This is a genomic window from Pseudomonas farsensis, assembly GCF_014268805.2.
Taxonomy (GTDB): Bacteria; Pseudomonadota; Gammaproteobacteria; order Pseudomonadales; family Pseudomonadaceae; genus Aquipseudomonas; species Aquipseudomonas farsensis.
In genome coordinates, this window is record NZ_JABWRF020000002.1 from 1,129,273 (window position 1) to 1,146,802 (window position 17,530).

At 64.2% G+C, this 17,530-nt stretch carries 14 protein-coding genes; 9 read left to right on the top strand and 5 right to left on the bottom strand.

Annotation, left to right across the window (positions count from 1 at the left end; translation table 11 throughout):
* Nucleotides 1–41 precede the first annotated feature (41 nt).
* The 4 genes from rsmA to HU719_RS14340 are packed head-to-tail and all read right to left on the bottom strand — an operon-like array spanning nucleotide 42 to nucleotide 5,938.
* Nucleotides 42–842: a 16S rRNA (adenine(1518)-N(6)/adenine(1519)-N(6))-dimethyltransferase RsmA gene (gene rsmA / locus HU719_RS14325; RefSeq protein ID WP_186518290.1), complete on the bottom strand. Its 801-nt coding sequence runs from the start codon at nucleotides 840–842 to the stop codon at nucleotides 42–44.
* Nucleotides 839–1,828 carry a 4-hydroxythreonine-4-phosphate dehydrogenase PdxA gene (gene pdxA / locus HU719_RS14330; protein ID WP_186535134.1) on the bottom strand — a complete coding sequence of 330 codons (990 nt, stop codon included), beginning with the start codon at nucleotides 1,826–1,828 and terminating at the stop codon, nucleotides 839–841. Before pdxA ends, rsmA begins: the two co-directional genes overlap by 4 nt.
* Nucleotides 1,825–3,144 (bottom strand): peptidylprolyl isomerase SurA, encoded by a 1,320-nt coding sequence (gene surA, locus HU719_RS14335; protein ID WP_496197694.1) that lies wholly within the window; start codon nucleotides 3,142–3,144, stop codon nucleotides 1,825–1,827. Before surA ends, pdxA begins: the two co-directional genes overlap by 4 nt.
* Complete coding sequence (locus tag HU719_RS14340; RefSeq protein WP_186535133.1) at nucleotides 3,125–5,938, bottom strand: LPS-assembly protein LptD; 2,814 nt, start codon at nucleotides 5,936–5,938, stop codon at nucleotides 3,125–3,127. The genes surA and HU719_RS14340 overlap by 20 nt, the downstream gene beginning before the upstream one ends.
* A gap of 132 nt (nucleotides 5,939–6,070) precedes the next feature.
* Between HU719_RS14340 and HU719_RS14345 the strand changes: the two genes are divergently transcribed.
* From HU719_RS14345 to HU719_RS14355, 3 genes are read left to right on the top strand one after another with little or no spacing between them, the layout of a single operon-like run.
* A complete protein-coding gene (locus HU719_RS14345; protein ID WP_186535132.1) occupies nucleotides 6,071–7,090 on the top strand; it encodes an aminoglycoside phosphotransferase family protein in 1,020 nt (339 codons plus the stop codon).
* Nucleotides 7,087–7,758, top strand: a complete 672-nt coding sequence (gene murU, locus HU719_RS14350; protein WP_186518281.1) for an N-acetylmuramate alpha-1-phosphate uridylyltransferase MurU — start codon at nucleotides 7,087–7,089, stop codon at nucleotides 7,756–7,758. The genes HU719_RS14345 and murU overlap by 4 nt, the downstream gene beginning before the upstream one ends.
* Nucleotide 7,759: 1 nt before the next feature.
* Nucleotides 7,760–8,524, top strand: coding sequence for a TerB family tellurite resistance protein (locus HU719_RS14355; protein WP_186535131.1), 765 nt, complete (start codon nucleotides 7,760–7,762; stop codon nucleotides 8,522–8,524).
* A 154-nt stretch (nucleotides 8,525–8,678) separates the two neighbouring features.
* Here HU719_RS14355 and HU719_RS14360 read toward each other — a convergent pair whose 3' ends face one another.
* A complete protein-coding gene (locus tag HU719_RS14360; RefSeq protein WP_186535130.1) occupies nucleotides 8,679–9,677 on the bottom strand; it encodes an alpha/beta hydrolase family protein in 999 nt (332 codons plus the stop codon).
* Between the two features lie 96 nt (nucleotides 9,678–9,773).
* Between HU719_RS14360 and HU719_RS14365 the strand changes: the two genes are divergently transcribed.
* The 6 genes from HU719_RS14365 to HU719_RS14390 all read left to right on the top strand — a co-directional run bounded on the left by HU719_RS14365 (nucleotide 9,774) and on the right by HU719_RS14390 (nucleotide 17,490).
* Nucleotides 9,774–12,176: a PAS domain-containing sensor histidine kinase gene (locus HU719_RS14365; protein ID WP_186535129.1), complete on the top strand. Its 2,403-nt coding sequence runs from the start codon at nucleotides 9,774–9,776 to the stop codon at nucleotides 12,174–12,176.
* On the top strand, nucleotides 12,173–12,802 hold the full coding sequence (locus HU719_RS14370) for a response regulator (protein ID WP_186518272.1): 630 nt from the start codon (nucleotides 12,173–12,175) through the stop codon (nucleotides 12,800–12,802). The genes HU719_RS14365 and HU719_RS14370 overlap by 4 nt, the downstream gene beginning before the upstream one ends.
* A 347-nt stretch (nucleotides 12,803–13,149) precedes the next feature.
* Complete coding sequence (locus HU719_RS14375; RefSeq protein ID WP_186523560.1) at nucleotides 13,150–14,262, top strand: ABC transporter ATP-binding protein; 1,113 nt, start codon at nucleotides 13,150–13,152, stop codon at nucleotides 14,260–14,262.
* A gap of 40 nt (nucleotides 14,263–14,302) precedes the next feature.
* Nucleotides 14,303–15,337: an ABC transporter substrate-binding protein gene (locus HU719_RS14380; RefSeq protein ID WP_186523559.1), complete on the top strand. Its 1,035-nt coding sequence runs from the start codon at nucleotides 14,303–14,305 to the stop codon at nucleotides 15,335–15,337.
* 66 nt (nucleotides 15,338–15,403) lie between these two features.
* Nucleotides 15,404–16,651 carry an ABC transporter permease gene (locus HU719_RS14385; RefSeq protein WP_186535128.1) on the top strand — a complete coding sequence of 416 codons (1,248 nt, stop codon included), beginning with the start codon at nucleotides 15,404–15,406 and terminating at the stop codon, nucleotides 16,649–16,651.
* 11 nt (nucleotides 16,652–16,662) lie between these two features.
* Nucleotides 16,663–17,490, top strand: coding sequence for an ABC transporter permease (locus HU719_RS14390; protein WP_186523555.1), 828 nt, complete (start codon nucleotides 16,663–16,665; stop codon nucleotides 17,488–17,490).
* Nucleotides 17,491–17,530 lie beyond the last annotated feature (40 nt).

Genomic DNA, 17,530 nt, shown 5'->3' on the forward strand with positions numbered 1-17,530 from the left:
AACCCCTGGAATCTCCAGCTGCCTGCACGACAGCGCTGCTATCAGCCTTGCTGCTCAGCCAGTTTGTCGGCCAGGCGCACGAAGGCGGCGAGGTCGAGCTGTTCCGGGCGCAGGCTGCCGTCGACGCCGGCGGCCTCGATGGCTTCGCTGTCGAGCAGGCCCTTGAGGGTGTTGCGCAGGGTCTTGCGACGCTGGTTGAACGCCTCGCGGACCACCTGTTCGAGCAGCTTCGCGTCTTTGGCCGGGTGCGGCAGCACGGCGTGGGGCACCAGACGGACGATGGCAGAATCTACCTTCGGCGCCGGGTTGAAGGCGCCAGGGCCGACGTTGAACAGGTGCTCTACACGGCAGTGGTACTGCACCATGATCGACAAGCGGCCCCAGTCACCGCCGCCTGGGCCTGCGGCCATGCGCTCGACCACTTCCTTCTGCAGCATGAAGTGCATGTCGCGGATAAGATTGGCGTGCGCCAGCAGGTGGAAGATCAGCGGCGTGGAAATATTGTAGGGCAGGTTGCCGACAACTTTCAGGCTGCGCTCTGGCACCCCGAGCTGGTTGAAGTCGAACTTCAGGGCGTCGCCCTGGTGCAGGCGGAAGGTGTCGCGGCCGGCAAATTTGTGTTGCAGGATCGGCACCAGGTCCTTGTCCAGCTCGACGACGTCCAGGTGCGCGCCGCTGCCCAGCAGGCCTTCGGTGAGGGCACCCTGGCCCGGGCCGATTTCCAGCAGGTGTTCGCCGGGCTTGGCGTGGATGGCACGCAGAATACGGTCGATGACGCCTGCGTCGTGCAGGAAGTTCTGGCCGAAGCGCTTGCGCGCGCGGTGTTGGTATTGCTCGTTCATGGTCGGTTCTCGGCCATCTGGTAGGCGGTTTGCAGGGCGACGCGCAGGCTGCCGGTGTCGATCTTGCCGCTGCCGGCCAGGTCCAGGGCGGTGCCATGGTCGACCGAGGTGCGGATGATCGGCAGGCCCAGCGTCACGTTGACCGCTGCGCCGAAGCCTTTGTACTTGAGCACGGGCAGCCCTTGGTCGTGGTACATCGCCAGCACTGCATCGCAGTGCTCCAGATATTTGGGGGTAAACAAGGTATCGGCCGGCAACGGGCCGCGCAGGTCCATGCCTTCGGCGCGCAGGCGTTGCAGGGTTGGCTCGATGATGTCGATTTCTTCGCGGCCCAGGTGGCCGCCTTCTCCGGCGTGGGGGTTGAGCCCACACACCAGGATGCGAGGGTTGGCGATACCGAACTTGGCGCGCATGTCGGCGTGCAGGATGCGGGTTACCCGCTCCAGGCGCTCGGCAGTGATAGCGTCGGCGATATCGCGCAGTGGCAGGTGGGTGGTGACCAGGGCCACGCGCAGGCCGTGGGTGGCCAGCATCATCACCACCTGCGCGGTGTGGGTGAGGTCGGCGAGGAACTCGGTATGCCCAGAGAAGGCGATACCGCTCTCGTTGATCACGCCCTTGTGCACGGGCGCGGTGATCATCCCGGCAAAATCGCCGTTGAGGCAGCCGTTGCCGGCGCGGGTAAGGGTTTCGAGCACGAACGCGGCGTTGGCCTGGTCCAGTTGCCCGGCGACGACCGGCTTGGCCAGCGGTGTATCCCAGACGTATAGCTGGCCGGCCAGCGCGGGCTGGTCGGGCAGGGTATCGGGCGTGACGCTGAGCAGGTCGACCGCCAGCCCCAGCTGCGCGGCCCGCTCGACGAGCAGGTCACGGCTGGTGATGGCAATCAGGGGGTGGGGCTGTGCCTCGGCGGCGAGCAGCAGGCACAGGTCAGGACCTATGCCGGCTGGCTCACCGGGTGTAACGGCGAAGCGCAGGGGCTTCACTGCGCAGCCTGGTCAGCGCCAGGCAGCTTGATTTCAACGTAGGCTTCGTCGCGGATCTGGCGCAGCCAGGTCTGCAGCTCTTCGTCATACTTGCGGTTGCGCAGCACGTTCATGGCTTGTTGTTCACGGGCCTGGTCGGTGCTGTCGGTGGCGCGGCGGCCGAGCACTTCAAGCACGTGCCAGCCGTACTGGGTCTTGAACGGCTTGGTCACTTCGCCTTGCTGGGCGTTGGCCATCTGTTCGCGGAACTCCGGCACCAGGCTGCTCGGGTCAACCCAGTTGAGGTCGCCGCCGTTAAGCGCCGAACCTGGGTCTTCGGAGAAGCTCTTGGCCAGGGTGGCGAAGTCTTCACCGTTCTTGATCCGGTCGTACAGGCGCTCGGCAAGCTGCTCGGTGGCGGCTTCGCTGCGGATTTCGCTGGGTTTTACCAGGATGTGGCGAACGTGCACTTCGTCACGCAGGACGCTTTCGCTGCCGCCACGTTTCTCTTGCAGCTTGATGATGATGAAGCCGTTGGGGATGCGCAGTGGCTGGGTGATCTCACCCACCGACAGGCTGCCAAGCAGCTTGGCGAAGTCAGGTGGCAGTTGGCCTGCTTTACGCCAGCCCATCTCGCCGCCTTCCAGGGCGTTTTCGCTGGCCGAGCGGGCAATTGCCATCTGGCCGAAGTCAGCACCTTTCTTGAGCTGTTCGTAGACGGCGCCGGCTTGACGGGCGGCGGCCTGAATAGCTTCGGAGTTGGCGCTTTCAGGGGTTGGGATGAGGATGTTGGCGAGGCGGTACTCTTCCGACATCTGCATCTTGCCCATGTCCGAGTTGAGGAAGTTTTTAACTTCCTGTTCCGAGACCTGAATGCGCTCGGCCACCCGGCGCTGGCGCACACGGCTGATGATCATTTCGCGCTTGACCTGCTCACGTGCGTCGTCGAACGACAAGCCGTCGTGGGCGAGGGCGGCGCGGAATTGGTCAATCGACAGGCCGTTGCGCTGGGCAATGGTGCCGATGGCCTGGTTCAGCTCTTCGTCGGTGATGCGGATGCCGGAACGCTCGCCGATCTGCAATTGCAGGTTTTCGACGATAAGACGCTCCAGCACCTGCTGATCCAGCGCGCCGGCTGGCGGCACGCCGCCACCGCGCTTGGCGATGGTTTGTTGCACCTCGCGCACGCGCTGGTCGAGCTGGCTCTGCATGACCACGTCGTTGTCGACGATGGCCACTACACGGTCAATGGGCTGTACCGCGGCATGCACCGCGCCACTCAGAAGTACAGCGCCCAGCATCAGCGGGCGCAGATGATCAATTAGCTTGGTCTTCACGTGTACGGTAACCTTGAATGCCTTGGTCCAGGAACGACTCGACCTTGTTGCCCACGACGCCGCCGAGGCCCTTGAGCACGATTTGCAGGAAGACGCCGTGGTCGCCCTTCTCGTTTGCCGGGGTGGCCTGATTGAAGTCGTCGTAATCGACCCAGTAACGGTTGATCACGCGCAGCTTCCAGCAGCAGTTGTCATACTCGAAACCACCAAAGGCTTCCAGGGTACGGTTGCGGTTGTAGTCATGCTGCCAGCGCGCGATGGCGTTCCACTGCGGAACGATCGGCCAGATGACCGAGAAATCGTGCTGCTGGATCTTGTAGTAGTCCTTCACGTAGTTGGCATCGCCCGGCTCGCCGTAGTCGCCGCCGTCCACACGCCAGCGACCGGTCAGGGTGTCGTAGCTGACCATGTCGTTGCGGTAGCGATAGCCGACGTTGACCACTTTGTTCGGGTTGTCTTCCGGCTGGTAGTGGAACATCGCGCTCGCCGAACGGGTTGCGTGGCTGTCCGGGTCCCAGTTGAAGTCCGAATTGAAGCGCCAGTCGCGGTTGAAGGCGTACTCGTATTCCATGGCGTACGGCGACACGTTGGACTGCGCGTAGTCGCGCTTGCGGTAGTCGATGCCAGGCATCTGTACCTTGCGGTCCTGGAAGTAGTAAGCCTGGCCGACACTGACACGCTGGCGCTGGAAGCCATTGTCTTCGAACCAGCGGCTGGTCAGGCCCACCGAGAGCTTGTTCTCGTCACCGATGCGGTCGGTGCCGCTGAAACGGTTGTCACGGAACAGCGAGGAGTAGCTGAACAGGTTTTCGGTGGTGTCGAAGATCGGGATGTCCTTCTGGTCCTTGTACGGGACATACAGATAGAACATGCGCGGTTCGAAGGTCTGGCGGTAGTCCTTGCCGAACAGCTGGGTGTTGCGGTCGAAGTACAGCCCGCTGTCGACGCTGACGATCGGAATGTCGCGGTTTTGGCTGCTGCTGTATTCGCCCAGCAGGTTGCGCTGTTCAGCGTTGCTGCCGGCGATGTCGTTCTTGCCCTTGCCGTCGAGGTCCAGGTCGTACTGGGTGTAGACATACTTCAGCTTCGGCGTGAGGTAGCCGTAGCTGGCTTCAATTGGCAGGCTGATCGCCGGCGCAATGTTCAGGCGAGTGCCGTTGGCACGGGCGAGACCGAACACGTTCTCGTCAAGGCGGCGGCCCAGTGCACCTGCGGTATCGTCCAGTTCGCCATCCTTGTTGCGCACCAGGTCGTTCTTCAGGTCACGTTCGAAGCGTACTGCTTCGGTCTCGTAGCTGAGGTCGAAGCCGCTTGGGTGGTACGGCAGCATGCCGTTGAGCGTGATCTGGGGCAGACGGTTATACGGCGTGATGGTCGACAGCGAGGCCATTTCATAGGCATGCGCGTTCAGACGGGCGGTATAGGTGTCTCCGCGGTAGGTCAGCGTACCGCGCTGATCGACGACAGGCTTGGAATCGACGCCGATCTGGTCGGTTTCGAGGTCCTGGAAGTAGAACGGGTCGCTGATGTCGGTGTAGTCCACCTCGGTCATCAAGCGCTCGTCCAGGCCACCTTTGTGCTGCCAGTTGATCATCCAGCGGTCTTTCTTGTAGTCGGTCTGCAGCTCGCGGTCGTTGCTGTCGTCATTGAGGAATGCGCCGCCGACCTGGCCTTCGCTGGACTTGGTCAGGTAGCGGAACTCGCCTTCCATCAACAGGCCGCGCTTGCTCATGTAGCGCGGGTACAACGTGGCATCGTAGTTAGGTGCCAGGTTGAAGTAGTACGGCGTGACCAGCATGAAGCCGCTGTCGCCGCTGGAACTGAACGACGGCGGCAGGAAGCCGGACTGGCGACGGTCGTCGATCGGGAAGTAGATATAAGGTGTGTACAACACCGGAATATCCTTGACCCGCAGGGTGACGTTGGTCGCGGTACCGAAGCCGGTGGCCGGGTTCAGGGTGATGTTGTTGCCCTTGAGCTGCCATGCGTTGCTGCCCGGCTCACAGGTGGTATAGGTACCGTCCTTGAGGCGGATGATGGCGTTCTCGGAACGCTTGGCGTACAGCGCGTTGCCGCGGATGTGCGACTTGTGCATCACGTATTCGGCGTTGTCGACCTGGGCTTCGCCATTGTCGAGCTGAATCTGTGCCTGGTCACCAACCACCAGCGTGCCGTTGTCGCGAATGCGCACATTGCCCTTGAGCTCGCCACGGTTCTCGGTCTGGTAGAGGTTCGCCTCGTCGGCTTCGGCCTGCATGCTGCCCTGGCGCATGACCACGTCACCGGCGAGGGTAGCGATCTGCTGCTCCTGCTGGTACTTGGAGACCTTGGCGTTGATGTAGGTCGGCGCTTCGTCCTTGGGCGTGGAGTCGTTCATGCCCGGGCGAGTCGGCTCGATATAGGCGCCACCGCAGTACGGGCCGGCTTCGGCCAGCTGCGCAGGGGTGAGCTTGTCGCGTGGGACCCAGTCGAGGTGACTGTAGTCTTCGCTGCGCGCCTTCAGGCCACGGCCCTTGCTCTCGGTAACCAGAGCAGGCTTGTCGGCCTGAGCCTCGGCGACCTGTTCAGGCGCCTGGGCGTCGGTATTCGGGGCAGCAGCGCCCGGGTGAACCGGACGTGGCGGCAGGTTGCTTGCGGTCTTGGGCTTGCAGTCCCAACCACCGGAGGCGGACACTTGGCAGTCGAACTGCTCGGCGGCGACCACATAAGACGTGGCCAGGGGTTGCAGGGCCAGCAGGCCGCCGGTCACCAGCAACGGAAATTTTCTACGAAACGCGGGGGATTTCAATGCCATCTTATTAGTCCGGGCTTCCTGCGTGCCATCTGCCCGCGTGTGGGGGCCGCACGCCTCTCGATGGTCTGAAAAAGATGCTGGATAATAAAGCATGACCCGCTTGACGGCTAGGGCCGTCGGAGACCCTTGTAAATGCCTGATCTAGATGTACGTCTGCAACAACTCACTGCCTGGCTCGATGAGCAGCTTGCCAACCTGTTCCGCGCCCAAGGCTGGGGCGAGGTGCCACAGGGCACGCTGACCGCCGCCAGCAGTGATGCGAGCTTCCGTCGCTACTTCCGTTGGGAGGGGGGCGGGCGCAGCCTGGTGATCATGGACGCGCCACCGCCGCAGGAGAACTGCCGCCCGTTCGTCGCCATTGACCATCTGCTGGCCACTGGCGGGGTGAATGTACCGGTCATCCACGCCCAGGACCTGGAGCGCGGCTTCCTGCTGCTCAGCGACCTGGGCCGCCAGACCTATCTGGATGTCATCGACAGCGACAACGCCGACACCTTGTTCGCCGACGCCATCGCCGCGCTGATCAAGCTCCAGCGCCTGCCGATGGACGCCGCGCTGCCCAGCTATGACGACGCCCTGCTGCGCCGCGAGGTCGAGCTGTTTCCTGAATGGTACGTGGGCCGCGAACTGGGGCTGACGCTCACTGGGGCGCAACAGGCCGCCTGGCAGCGGGTCAGCCAGTTGCTGATCGACAGCGCCCTGGCCCAGCCCAAAGTGCTGGTACACCGCGACTACATGCCGCGCAACCTGATGCAGAGCGCGCCTAACCCTGGTGTGCTGGACTTCCAGGATGCGGTCTACGGCCCGGTCACCTACGACATCACCTGCCTGTTCAAGGATGCCTTCCTCAGCTGGCCGCAGGCACGGGTAGAGGCGTGGCTGCGCGACTACTGGGCCCAGGCGCAGACCGCTGGCATTCCGGTGCAGGCTGATTTCGAAGCATTCCAGCGCGCCAGCGACCTGATGGGCGTGCAGCGCCATCTGAAGGTGATCGGCATCTTCGCGCGTATCTGCCACCGTGATGGCAAGCCGCGCTATCTGGCCGATGTCCCGCGGTTCTTCGCTTATATAGAAGACGTGATCAACCGCCGCCCGGAACTTGCCGAGCTTGGCCAGCTGATCGCTGAACTGAAGCCCGAGGCCCGTGCATGAAGGCAATGATTCTGGCGGCAGGCAAAGGCGAGCGCATGCGCCCGCTAACCCTGCATACGCCAAAACCGCTGGTGCCGGCTGCCGGCAAGCCGCTGATCGAGTACCACCTAGAGGCGCTGGCCAAGGCGGGTTTCACCGAGGTTGTGATCAACCATGCCTGGCTGGGCGCGCAGATCGAAGCGCATCTGGGCGATGGCCAGCGTTTTGGCTTGAGCATTCGCTATTCGCCGGAGGGCGAGCCGCTGGAAACCGGCGGGGGTATCTACCAGGCCTTGCCGTTGCTGGGGGATGCACCCTTTGTGCTGGTAAATGGCGATATCTGGACCGATTACGACTTCGCCGCGCTGCGCCGGCCGTTGCCGGGCCTGGCCCACTTGGTGCTGGTGGATAACCCCGGCCACCACGGGCGGGGCGACTTCAGGCTGCAGGGCGAGCAGGTGGTGGACGGCGATGATGCCCCCGGCACGCTGACCTTCAGCGGTATCTCGGTGCTGCACCCGGCGCTGTTCGAGGGCTGTCAGGCCGGTGCCTTCAAGCTGGCGCCGTTGCTGCGCCAGGCCATGGCAGCCGGGCGGGTGAGCGGTGAGCGCTTTGCCGGGCAGTGGGTCGATGTCGGCACGCTCGAGCGCCTGGCCGACGTCGAGCGCCTGATCGCTGAGCGCCGCTGATATGTGGTGGCCAAGCACATTGATTGGTGCCGGGGCCGGTTTTGCCGTGGCCAGCATCCCTGGAGCTTTGCTCGGGGCGTTGTTGGGCCAGGCCATGGATCGGCGCCTGCGTCTGCAAGGATGGGACGATATGCGCGAGCGCCTGGGCGGGCGCCCGGCGTTGCGTGACGATGAGGTGTTGTTCGTGTTGCTTGGGCGCTTGGCCAAGAGCGATGGGCGCGTGCTGGAGGGGCATATCCAACAGGCCCGCCAGGAGATGGCCCGCCTTGAACTGCGTGAGCCTGCGCGCCAGCGTGCAATTGCTGCTTTCAACCGGGGCAAGGCGGGCAAGGACCGGCTCAAGGCCCACTTGCGCCGCATCCGCCAGCAGCCGCATGCGGCCGAAGGTACCTTGCGCGCCTGCTGGCGCATGGTCTGGGCCGATGGCAAGGCGGGGCGTCACGAGCGCGAACTGTTGCTGGGTTGGGGCGAGCAGCTTGGCCTGAGCCGCTCGCAGGTGCAGGGCTTGTCGCTGGAGTACGAGCCGCGCAAGGCGTCGCAGGATGGCAGCGTGATGACCTATGCCACGGCGTTGCGCTTGCTGGGGGTGGAGCCGGAGACCGAGGGCGACCAAGTCAAACAGGCCTATCGGCGGCTGCTTAGCCGGCATCACCCGGACAAACTGGTGGGCAGCGGGGCCAGCGAGGCCAAGGTGCGTGAGGCGACCGAGATCACCCGGGAACTGCACCAGGCCTATGCAATGATTCGCAAGCGGCGCGGGTTGTAGCCCTCCTCAACACGGGCCCCTGTAGGAGCGGCCTTGTGCCGCGAAGGGCTGCGTAGCGGCCCCAGGTTCTCGGCTATATGAAAATCGCTGGGGCCGCTACCCAGCACTTCGCGGCACAAGGCCGCTCCTACAGAGCCTGCGCCCCGCCGCGATATTACTGCTCCTGGGGTGACAACCAACCGCGCACCCGGCGCAGCAACTGCTCTTGCTCGGCAGCCTTGTTGCCCTGCATGGCGATCAGCGACAACTGCCGATAGCGGCTGTCTTTCTGCCGTTTGCTAGCCTGCAAGCGGGCCTGGGCCGCAAGGCGGTCCCGGCTGCGGGTGGCGTAATAGAAGTCGGCCGTCGGCACTTTCAGCGTCGGGGTCAGGCTGAGCAGGTCATGCTCCACCCGTGCCGGGGTTTGCGCGGCAACCATCACCAGTTTCTGCACCTGTGGTGGCTGTTTTTCGCTCAGGTAGCGCGCGGCCCAGTAGGCGCCACTGCCGCTGCCCAGCAGCACGATACTGCGGGCTTTCTGCTGCTGGGCATAGGCAATCGCGGCATCCAGGCGGGCGAAAATGCGCTCGGCGTCGGCTTCGTCGTTGTGCTCGGCAGCGTCTACCGCATCGGTGCTCTCGGCAGTGTCGGCTTCTGGCGCGGTCGCCTGGGCGACGTTGGCGTTGGCATCGGCCGGGGTGTCCTTGGCGGGTGCTGTTTCGCCCGTTGGCGCCTTGGGTTCGGCGGCAGGCTTGGCCTCGACGCGGGCTTGCGGGCGCTCGGCCAGCAGGTCTGGCAGGCTCACGCTGAGGGTATGCCAGCCAACATCCGGGAAACCACGGCGCAGCGGGCCGACGGTGTTGGGCCAGTCGGCGTTCTCGCCAGCACCCGGCACGATGATCACCGCGCCAGTCGGGTCGCTGTCGTTGGCCGGCTTCCACAGGGCGAGGAAGTTTTCGCCGTTGGCCTGGAGCGTCTGTTGCTCGGCCTTGGGCACCCGGCGCTCAAGCGCCAAGGCATCGTCCAGGCTGCGTTCCAGCAGCGGCGCGCGTGGCACCTGCTCGGCAGCAGGGGCTGCGGCCTCGGTTTTGGGCGCATCGTCCGCCTGGGCAGCCAGTGGCAGGAGCGAGGCGAGGCAAATCATTGCCAGCTTCGTGCGATAAAGTGTGAACATGGATCGGTCCAGAGCCATAGAGATACCGGCAGCCTAATAGTATTTGTCCGCGACGGCCACGCCGGGCGGCCATCCTTGCCAAGACGAGCGTTATAGATGAAGCGACTGCGTTGCCTGTGGGTTATCGGCTGGTTGTGTCTCCCCTTGATCGCGCAGGCCCGGCCGCCGCTGCCTGCGCAGGTGGCGCTGGAACCTGCGCAGCAGCAGTGGCTCGATGAGCACCGTAGCCTGCGCGTGGGCCTGGTGTTGCAGGCACCCTACGCCCAGTTCGACCGCCGTTTGCAGCAGTTCTACGGGGCCAACGTCGAGCTGGTCAACGCGCTGTCGCAGAACCTGCGGCTGGACCTCACCTGGCGCGGTTTCGAGGATCAGGCGGCGCTTGAGCACGCCTTGCAGGCCGGGCAGATCGACTTTGCCCCTGGCCTTGCGCAAACCCCGGCCAGCCTGCGCGACTGGCTGTTCAGCGACCCCTATATGCGCGTGCCGCAGTTGGTGGTGGGCATGCGCAGCGGTGCAGTTGCCGTTGATCTGGAAAAACTCACCGCCAATGACCGGGTAGTGGTGCGCATGCCTTCGCGGTTGGCCGACTACCTGCGCAGCAACTACGCCAACCTCAACCTGCAAGGGGTGCCCAGCGAGCGTGAGGCGCTGCAACTGGTGCTGGGCGGCCAGGCGGCGTTTGCCGTGCTTGATGAGGCGCAACTGAGCCGGCTGTCCCGCGAGAGCGAGTTCGGCGACCTGGCCGTGGTGGGGGATATCGGCCTGCCGCAGTTGTTGCGGGTTGGCTCACGCCGCGACTGGCCGCTGCTCGCCGAGGTGCTGGAGCGCGGCCTGCAGGCGATCCCGGCAAAAGAGCTTGAACAGCTGCACCAGCGCTGGCTGCAACCCAAATACCCACGGTTTTCCGAGTCGGCCGGCTTCTGGCAGAACCTGGCATTGCTGTTCGGCATGCTGCTGCTGTGCGCGCTTGCCACGTTGATATGGCGGCGCCGCCAGCAACGGGTGCTGGAGCGTGCGCTGCTGGCGGCGCGCGAGAGCCTGGTGCAGCGCCAGGCCCGTGAAGAGGCGCTGCGCCTGAGCCAGTTTTCCATCGACCAGAGCACCGTGGGTATTCTGTGGGTCAACTGGGACAGCCACATCCGCTACGCCAACCACGCCGCTGAACGCATGCTCGGCTTTGCCGAGGGCGCCTTGCTGGAGCGGCCATTGATCGACATCGAGCCGAGCCTGGGCATGGACCGCTGGCTGGAACTGTGGCGGCGGGCGCGCACCGGCGATGGCGCCGACCTGCAGTTCGAAAGCCAGTGCCGCTGCTTCGACGGCAGCCTGCTGCCGGTGGACCTTTCGCTGTCGTTCATGCGCTTTCGCGACGCCGAGTACCTGGTGGTGTACCTGACTGACGTGACCGAGCGCCGCCGAGCCCTGGCCGCCCTGCGCGAGAGCGAGGCGCGGCTCAAGGGCATCGCCGGCAACGTGCCCGGGCTGGTGTTTCGCCTGGAGCGCGACGCGGCGGCGGGCGAGCTGGAGTTCCCCTACATCAGCGAGGGCAGCGAAGCGTTGGTGGGCTACACCCCGGCGCAGATCCAGCAGCCGGACATGGGCCTGCGCAACCTGGTCCACCCGCAGGACCGCGCCGATTATCACCGGGTCCAGGACATTGCACTGGCCGGGGACCACGACTGGTCGTGGCAGGGCCGTATTCTCACCCGCGCAGGCGACGAGCGCTGGGCCGACATCAAGGCCACCACCCGGCGCCTGGCCGATGGCCGAGTGGTGTGGGATGGTGTGGTGTGGGATATCACGGCGGGCAAGCAGGCCGAGCTGGCCCTGGCCGGCTCGCAGGAGCAACTGCGCGAATTGTCGGCCCACCTTGAGAGCGTGCGCGAGGAAGAAAAGGCGCGTATCGCCCGCGAGGTGCACGATGAGCTGGGGCAGATGCTCACTGTGCTCAAGCTTGAACTGTCGATGTGCGAACTGGCCTACGCTGAGCTGGACCCAGGGCTGAACGAGCGCCTGGCAAGCATGAAGCGCCTGATTACCCAGTTGTTCCAGTTGGTGCGCGATGTGGCCACGGCGCTGCGCCCGCCCATCCTGGATGCCGGCATTGCCTCGGCGGTGGAATGGCAGGCCCGGCGTTTCGAGGCCCGCACGCACATTCCGTGTCTGGTGCAGGTGCCGGAAAATCTGCCACCCTTGAGCGATGCCAAGGCCACCGGGCTGTTTCGTATCCTCCAGGAGGCGCTGACCAACGTCATGCGCCATGCCCAGGCGCATACCGTGCAGATCGAGCTGGTGCATGAGGGCGAGCAGCTGCGCATGACCGTCATAGACGACGGCGCCGGGTTTGCCGTCGATGCCCCGCGCCCGGCGTCGTTTGGCCTGGTGGGGCTGCGTGAGCGGGTATTGATGCTGGGCGGCAGCATGAGCCTGGACAGCGAGCCGGGCGAGGGCACCAGCCTGAGCGTGGCGATTCCATTGAAGCAGGAGAAACAACCGTGATTCGAGTGCTGGTGGCCGAAGACCACACCATCGTCCGTGAAGGCATCAAGCAGTTGATCGGCCTGGCCAAGGACATGCAAGTGGCGGGCGAGGCGGGCAATGGCGAGCAGTTGCTCGACACCCTGCGCCACACCCCATGCGAGGTGGTGCTGCTGGATATCTCCATGCCTGGGGTCAATGGCCTGGAGGCGATCCCGCGCATTCGGGCGCTGCACAACCCGCCGGCGATTCTCATGCTGTCGATGCACGACGAAGCGCAGATGGCAGCCCGTGCGCTCAAGGCCGGGGCCGCAGGTTATGCCACCAAGGACAGCGACCCGGCGTTGCTGCTGACCGCTATCCGCCGGGTGGCGGGGGGCGGGCGTTACATCGACCCGGCGCTGGCCGACCGCATGGTGTTCGAGGTGGGGCTGACCGAAACGCGGCCCTTGCATACGTTGCTTTCGGAGCGCGAGTTTTCGGTGTTCGAGCGCCTGGCCCAAGGCGCCAACGTGAATGACATCGCCTTGCAGCTGGCGCTGTCGAACAAGACCATCAGCACGCACAAGGCGCGGCTCATGCAGAAGCTCAAGGTCAACTCGCTGGCGGAGCTGGTGAAGTACGCCATGGAGCATAAGCTGGTCTGATTGCGACATGCCTTGGACTGTTGTGGCCATGGACTGTTGTGGCGAGCGGGCTTGCCCCGCGTTGGGCTGCGCAGCAGCCCTTTGTTTCAGGGCTGCTGCGCAGCCCAACGCGGGCAAGCCCGCTCGCCACAATTAGATATGCCTGGCCAGAACAGGCTTGTACAAAACCAGAGAATCTCCCCCAGAAGCCTGAAGTGGTGATCTGAAAGCGTCATCTGTGTAGGGATTGCCCTACAGCAAGTCTTCCATCTGGCTGATGACATTCTCTCAGCGCCCCCGATTTCCGGGGTTTTACGCCTCTTCTACGCTAGTGCCTACGCAGTCATTCCAACAAGAAGGTGCAGGGCATGAGCGAGGCGAATTCGAACGAGACGCTGGTCAGCTTCCGTGGTGTGCAGAAGAGCTACGACGGCGAATCGCTGATCGTCAAAGACCTCAACCTGGACATTCGCAAAGGCGAGTTCCTGACCTTGCTCGGCCCCTCGGGCTCCGGCAAGACCACCAGCCTGATGATGCTGGCCGGCTTCGAGACCCCCACCGCTGGCGAGATCCTGCTGGACGGGCGCTCGATCAACAACGTGCCGCCGCACAAGCGCGACATCGGCATGGTGTTCCAGAACTACGCGCTGTTCCCGCACATGACGGTTGCCGAGAACCTGGCGTTTCCGCTGAGCGTGCGCAACCTGAGCAAGACCGACATCAGCGAGCGGGTCAAGCGCGTGCTGGGCATGGTCCAGCTCGACGCCTTCGCCAAGCGCTACCCGGGCCAGCTTTCCGGTGGACAGCAGCAGCGCGTGGCGTTGGCCCGTGCGCTGGTGTTCGAGCCGCAGTTGGTGCTGATGGACGAACCTCTGGGTGCGCTGGACAAACAACTGCGCGAACACATGCAGATGGAAATCAAGCATATCCACCAGCGCCTGGGCGTCACTGTGGTGTACGTGACCCACGACCAGGGCGAGGCGCTGACCATGTCCGACCGCGTTGCGGTGTTCCACCAGGGCGAAATTCAGCAGATTGCCGACCCCCGCACCCTCTACGAAGAGCCGTGCAATACCTTCGTGGCTAACTTCATCGGCGAGAACAACCGCATCAACGGCACGTTGCTTGCCAGCGACGGTACGCGTTGCCAGGTGCAGTTGCCGCGTGGCGAGCGGGTCGAGGCCTTGGCAGTAAACGTCGGCAAGGCCGGCGAGCCGGTCACGCTGTCGGTGCGCCCCGAGCGTGTGCGCCTTAACGGCCACAGCGAAAGCTGCGTCAACCGCTTCTCGGGCCGAGTGGCCGAATTCATCTACCTGGGCGACCACGTGCGCGTGCGCCTTGAGGTCTGCGGCAAGGCCGATTTCTTCGTCAAGCAGCCAATCGCCGAGCTCGACCCGGCGCTGGCTGTGGGCGATGTGGTACCGCTGGGCTGGGAGGTGGAGCACGCCCGCGCGCTCGATCCGATTGCCGAAGCCCACTGATCGATTGCTTCACCAACCCTGTACTGTGGAGAGAACAATAATGCGCAAGCAGTTGAAACTGACCGCCCTGGCCCTTGGCCTGGTAACCGCAGGCCAAGCCCTGGCTGCGGACCTCACGGTAATTTCGTTCGGCGGTGCCAACAAGGCGGCCCAGGTCAAGGCGTTCTACGAGCCGTGGGAAAAGGCGGGCAAAGGCAAGATCGTCGCCGGTGAGTACAACGGCGAGATGGCCAAGATCAAAGCCATGGTCGACACCAAGAGCGTGTCCTGGAACCTGGTCGAAGTCGAGTCGCCGGAGCTGGCACGGGGTTGCGACGAGGGCATGTTCGAAGAGCTCGACCCTGCGCTGTTCGGCAACGAGAGCGACTACGTCAAGGGTGCTATCCAGCCCTGCGGCGTCGGCTTCTTCGTCTGGTCCACCGTGCTGGCCTATAACGCCGACAAGCTCAAGACCGCACCCACCAGTTGGGCTGATTTCTGGGACACCAAGAAATTCCCTGGCAAGCGCGGCCTGCGCAAGGGCGCCAAGTACACCCTGGAATTCGCGCTGATGGCCGACGGCGTGGCGCCGAAGGATGTCTACCAGGTGCTGGGCACCAAAGACGGCGTGGACCGCGCCTTCAAGAAGCTCGACCAGCTCAAGGCCAGCATCCAGTGGTGGGAAGCTGGCGCCCAGCCGCCGCAGTACCTGGCCTCGGGTGACGTGGTCATGAGTTCTGCCTACAACGGCCGCATCGCCGCCGTGCAGAAAGAAAGCAACCTCAAGGTGGTGTGGAACGGCGGCATCTACGACTTCGATGCCTGGGCCATCCCGAAAGGCGCCAAGAACGCCGAAGAGGCGAAGAAGTTCATCGCCTACAGCGTGGCGCCCGAGCAGCAGAAGATCTACTCCGAGAACATCGCCTACGGCCCGGCCAACACCAAGGCTGTGCCGCTGCTGGCCGATGAGGTGAAGAAAGACATGCCGACCACGCCTGAGAACATCGCCAACCAGGTGCAGATCGACGTGGCCTTCTGGGCCGACAACAGCGAACAGCTGGAGCAACGCTTCAACGCCTGGGCTGCGAAGAAGTAACACACGCCCGTGGGGCGCCGGCCGTGTGGCTGGCGCCCGCCGTTTTCCCGAATTCCGGAGTTCGCCATGGCCATTGCAGTGCCCCTCAACGACGGCGCAGGTAAAAGCCTCAAGCAGCGCCTCAAGCATGCCGAGCGGGTCAACCGCTGGAAGGCCCAGGCGTTGATCGCGCCGTTGGCGCTGTTCCTTTTGCTGGTGTTCCTGGTGCCGATTGCGGCGCTGTTGTACAAGAGCATCGGCAACCCCGAGGTGGTCGCCGGCCTGCCGCGCACTGTCGAGGCCGTGGCGCAGTGGGATGGCAAGAGCCTGCCCGCGGAGCCTGTGTACAAGGCCTTGAGCGAAGACCTTGCCGAATCGCGCAAGAACCAGACCTTGGGCGACCTGTCCAAGCGCCTGAACATGGAGCTGGCCGGCTACCGCAGCCTGCTGGCCAAGACCGCCCGGGCGCTGCCGTTCAAGGTCGAGCCTGCCTCTTATAAAGAAGCCCTGCAGAGCATCGATGAGCGCTGGGGCGACCCAGCCTACTGGCAGGCGATTCGCCGCAACACCAGCAGCGTCACGCCGTTCTACCTGCTGGCGTCGGTCGATCACCGGATCGACGACCTTGGCGAACTGGCCAAGACCACGCCTGACCAGGCCATTTACCTGGATATCTTCGCCCGGACCCTGTGGATGGGGGTGGTGATCACCGCCATCTGCCTGGTGCTGGCCTACCCGCTGGCGTACCTGCTGGCCAACCTGCCGACCCGGCAGAGCAACCTGCTGATGATTCTTGTGCTGCTGCCGTTCTGGACCTCGATTCTGGTGCGGGTGGCGGCGTGGATCGTGCTGTTGCAGTCCGGCGGGCTGATCAACAGTGCGCTGATGGCGATGGGCATCATCGACCAGCCGCTGGAGTTGGTGTTCAACCGCACGGGTGTGTACATCTCGATGGTGCACATTCTGCTGCCGTTCATGATCCTGCCGCTGTACAGCGTGATGAAGGGCATTTCGCCCAGCTACATGCGCGCCGCGATCTCGCTGGGCTGCCACCCGTTCGCAAGCTTCTGGCGGGTGTACTTCCCGCAGACTTACGCAGGGGTGGGTGCTGGCTGCCTGCTGGTGTTCATTCTGGCCATCGGCTACTACATCACCCCGGCACTGCTGGGCAGCCCCAACGACCAGATGGTCAGCTACTTCGTGGCCTTCTACACCAACACCAGCATCAACTGGGGCATGGCGACCGCGCTCGGCGGGTTGCTGCTGCTGGCCACCGTGCTGCTGTACCTGATCTATAGCTGGCTGGTCGGCGCCAGCCGCCTGCGCCTGAGCTGAGGAGCCTTGTCATGCTGAGCCCCTACATGTCGCCCGTAGAGCGGGTGTGGTTCTACACCCTGCGCATTCTGTGTGGCCTGATTCTGCTGTTCCTGGTGCTGCCGGTGCTGGTGATCATCCCGCTTTCGTTCAACAGCGGCAGTTTCCTGGTGTATCCGCTGCAGGGCTTCTCGCTGCACTGGTATCAAGACTTCTTCGCCTCGGCGGAATGGATGCGCGCCCTGAAGAACAGCATCATCGTCGCCCCGGCGGCGACGGTGCTGGCCATGGTCTTCGGTACGCTGGCCGCTATCGGCCTGACCCGCGGCGACTTCCCCGGCAAGTCGCTGGTGATGGCGCTGGTGATTTCGCCCATGGTGGTGCCGGTGGTGATCATTGGTGTGGCCAGCTACCTGTTCTTCGCGCCGCTGGGCATGGGCAACAGCTTTGCCTCGCTGATTCTGGTGCATGCCGTGCTGGGTGTGCCGTTTGTGATCATTACCGTGTCGGCGACCTTGCAGGGCTTCAACTACAACCTGGTACGGGCCGCGGCCAGCCTGGGCGCCTCGCCGCTGCTGGCGTTTCGTCGGGTGACATTGCCGCTGATTGCGCCGGGGGTGATCTCCGGGGCGCTGTTCGCCTTTGCCACCTCGTTCGATGAGGTGGTGGTGACCCTGTTCCTGGCCGGCCCCGAGCAGGCGACCCTGCCACGGCAGATGTTCAGCGGTATCCGCGAGAACCTCAGCCCGACCATCGCGGCGGCGGCTACCTTGTTGATCGCGTTTTCGGTGGTGTTGCTGCTGACGCTTGAATGGTTGCGGGGGCGCAGTGAAAAACTGCGTACCCAGCAACCCGGCTGAACGCTGGTTACCCGCGCTGGCCTCATCGCAGGCTGGCGCC

What these genes read in the sequence shown, in the direction of transcription:
- HU719_RS14365 (WP_186535129.1), top strand. Translation starts at nt 9,774, where the DNA reads ATGAAGCGACTGCGTTGCCTGTGGGTTATCGGCTGGTTGTGTCTCCCC.
- murU (WP_186518281.1), top strand. Translation starts at nt 7,087, where the DNA reads ATGAAGGCAATGATTCTGGCGGCAGGCAAAGGCGAGCGCATGCGCCCG.
- HU719_RS14355 (WP_186535131.1), top strand. Translation starts at nt 7,760, where the DNA reads ATGTGGTGGCCAAGCACATTGATTGGTGCCGGGGCCGGTTTTGCCGTG.
- HU719_RS14390 (WP_186523555.1), top strand. Translation starts at nt 16,663, where the DNA reads ATGCTGAGCCCCTACATGTCGCCCGTAGAGCGGGTGTGGTTCTACACC.
- HU719_RS14360 (WP_186535130.1), bottom strand. Translation starts at nt 9,677, where the DNA reads ATGTTCACACTTTATCGCACGAAGCTGGCAATGATTTGCCTCGCCTCG.
- HU719_RS14375 (WP_186523560.1), top strand. Translation starts at nt 13,150, where the DNA reads ATGAGCGAGGCGAATTCGAACGAGACGCTGGTCAGCTTCCGTGGTGTG.
- HU719_RS14380 (WP_186523559.1), top strand. Translation starts at nt 14,303, where the DNA reads ATGCGCAAGCAGTTGAAACTGACCGCCCTGGCCCTTGGCCTGGTAACC.
- HU719_RS14345 (WP_186535132.1), top strand. Translation starts at nt 6,071, where the DNA reads ATGCCTGATCTAGATGTACGTCTGCAACAACTCACTGCCTGGCTCGAT.
- HU719_RS14385 (WP_186535128.1), top strand. Translation starts at nt 15,404, where the DNA reads ATGGCCATTGCAGTGCCCCTCAACGACGGCGCAGGTAAAAGCCTCAAG.
- HU719_RS14340 (WP_186535133.1), bottom strand. Translation starts at nt 5,938, where the DNA reads ATGGCATTGAAATCCCCCGCGTTTCGTAGAAAATTTCCGTTGCTGGTG.
- rsmA (WP_186518290.1), bottom strand. Translation starts at nt 842, where the DNA reads ATGAACGAGCAATACCAACACCGCGCGCGCAAGCGCTTCGGCCAGAAC.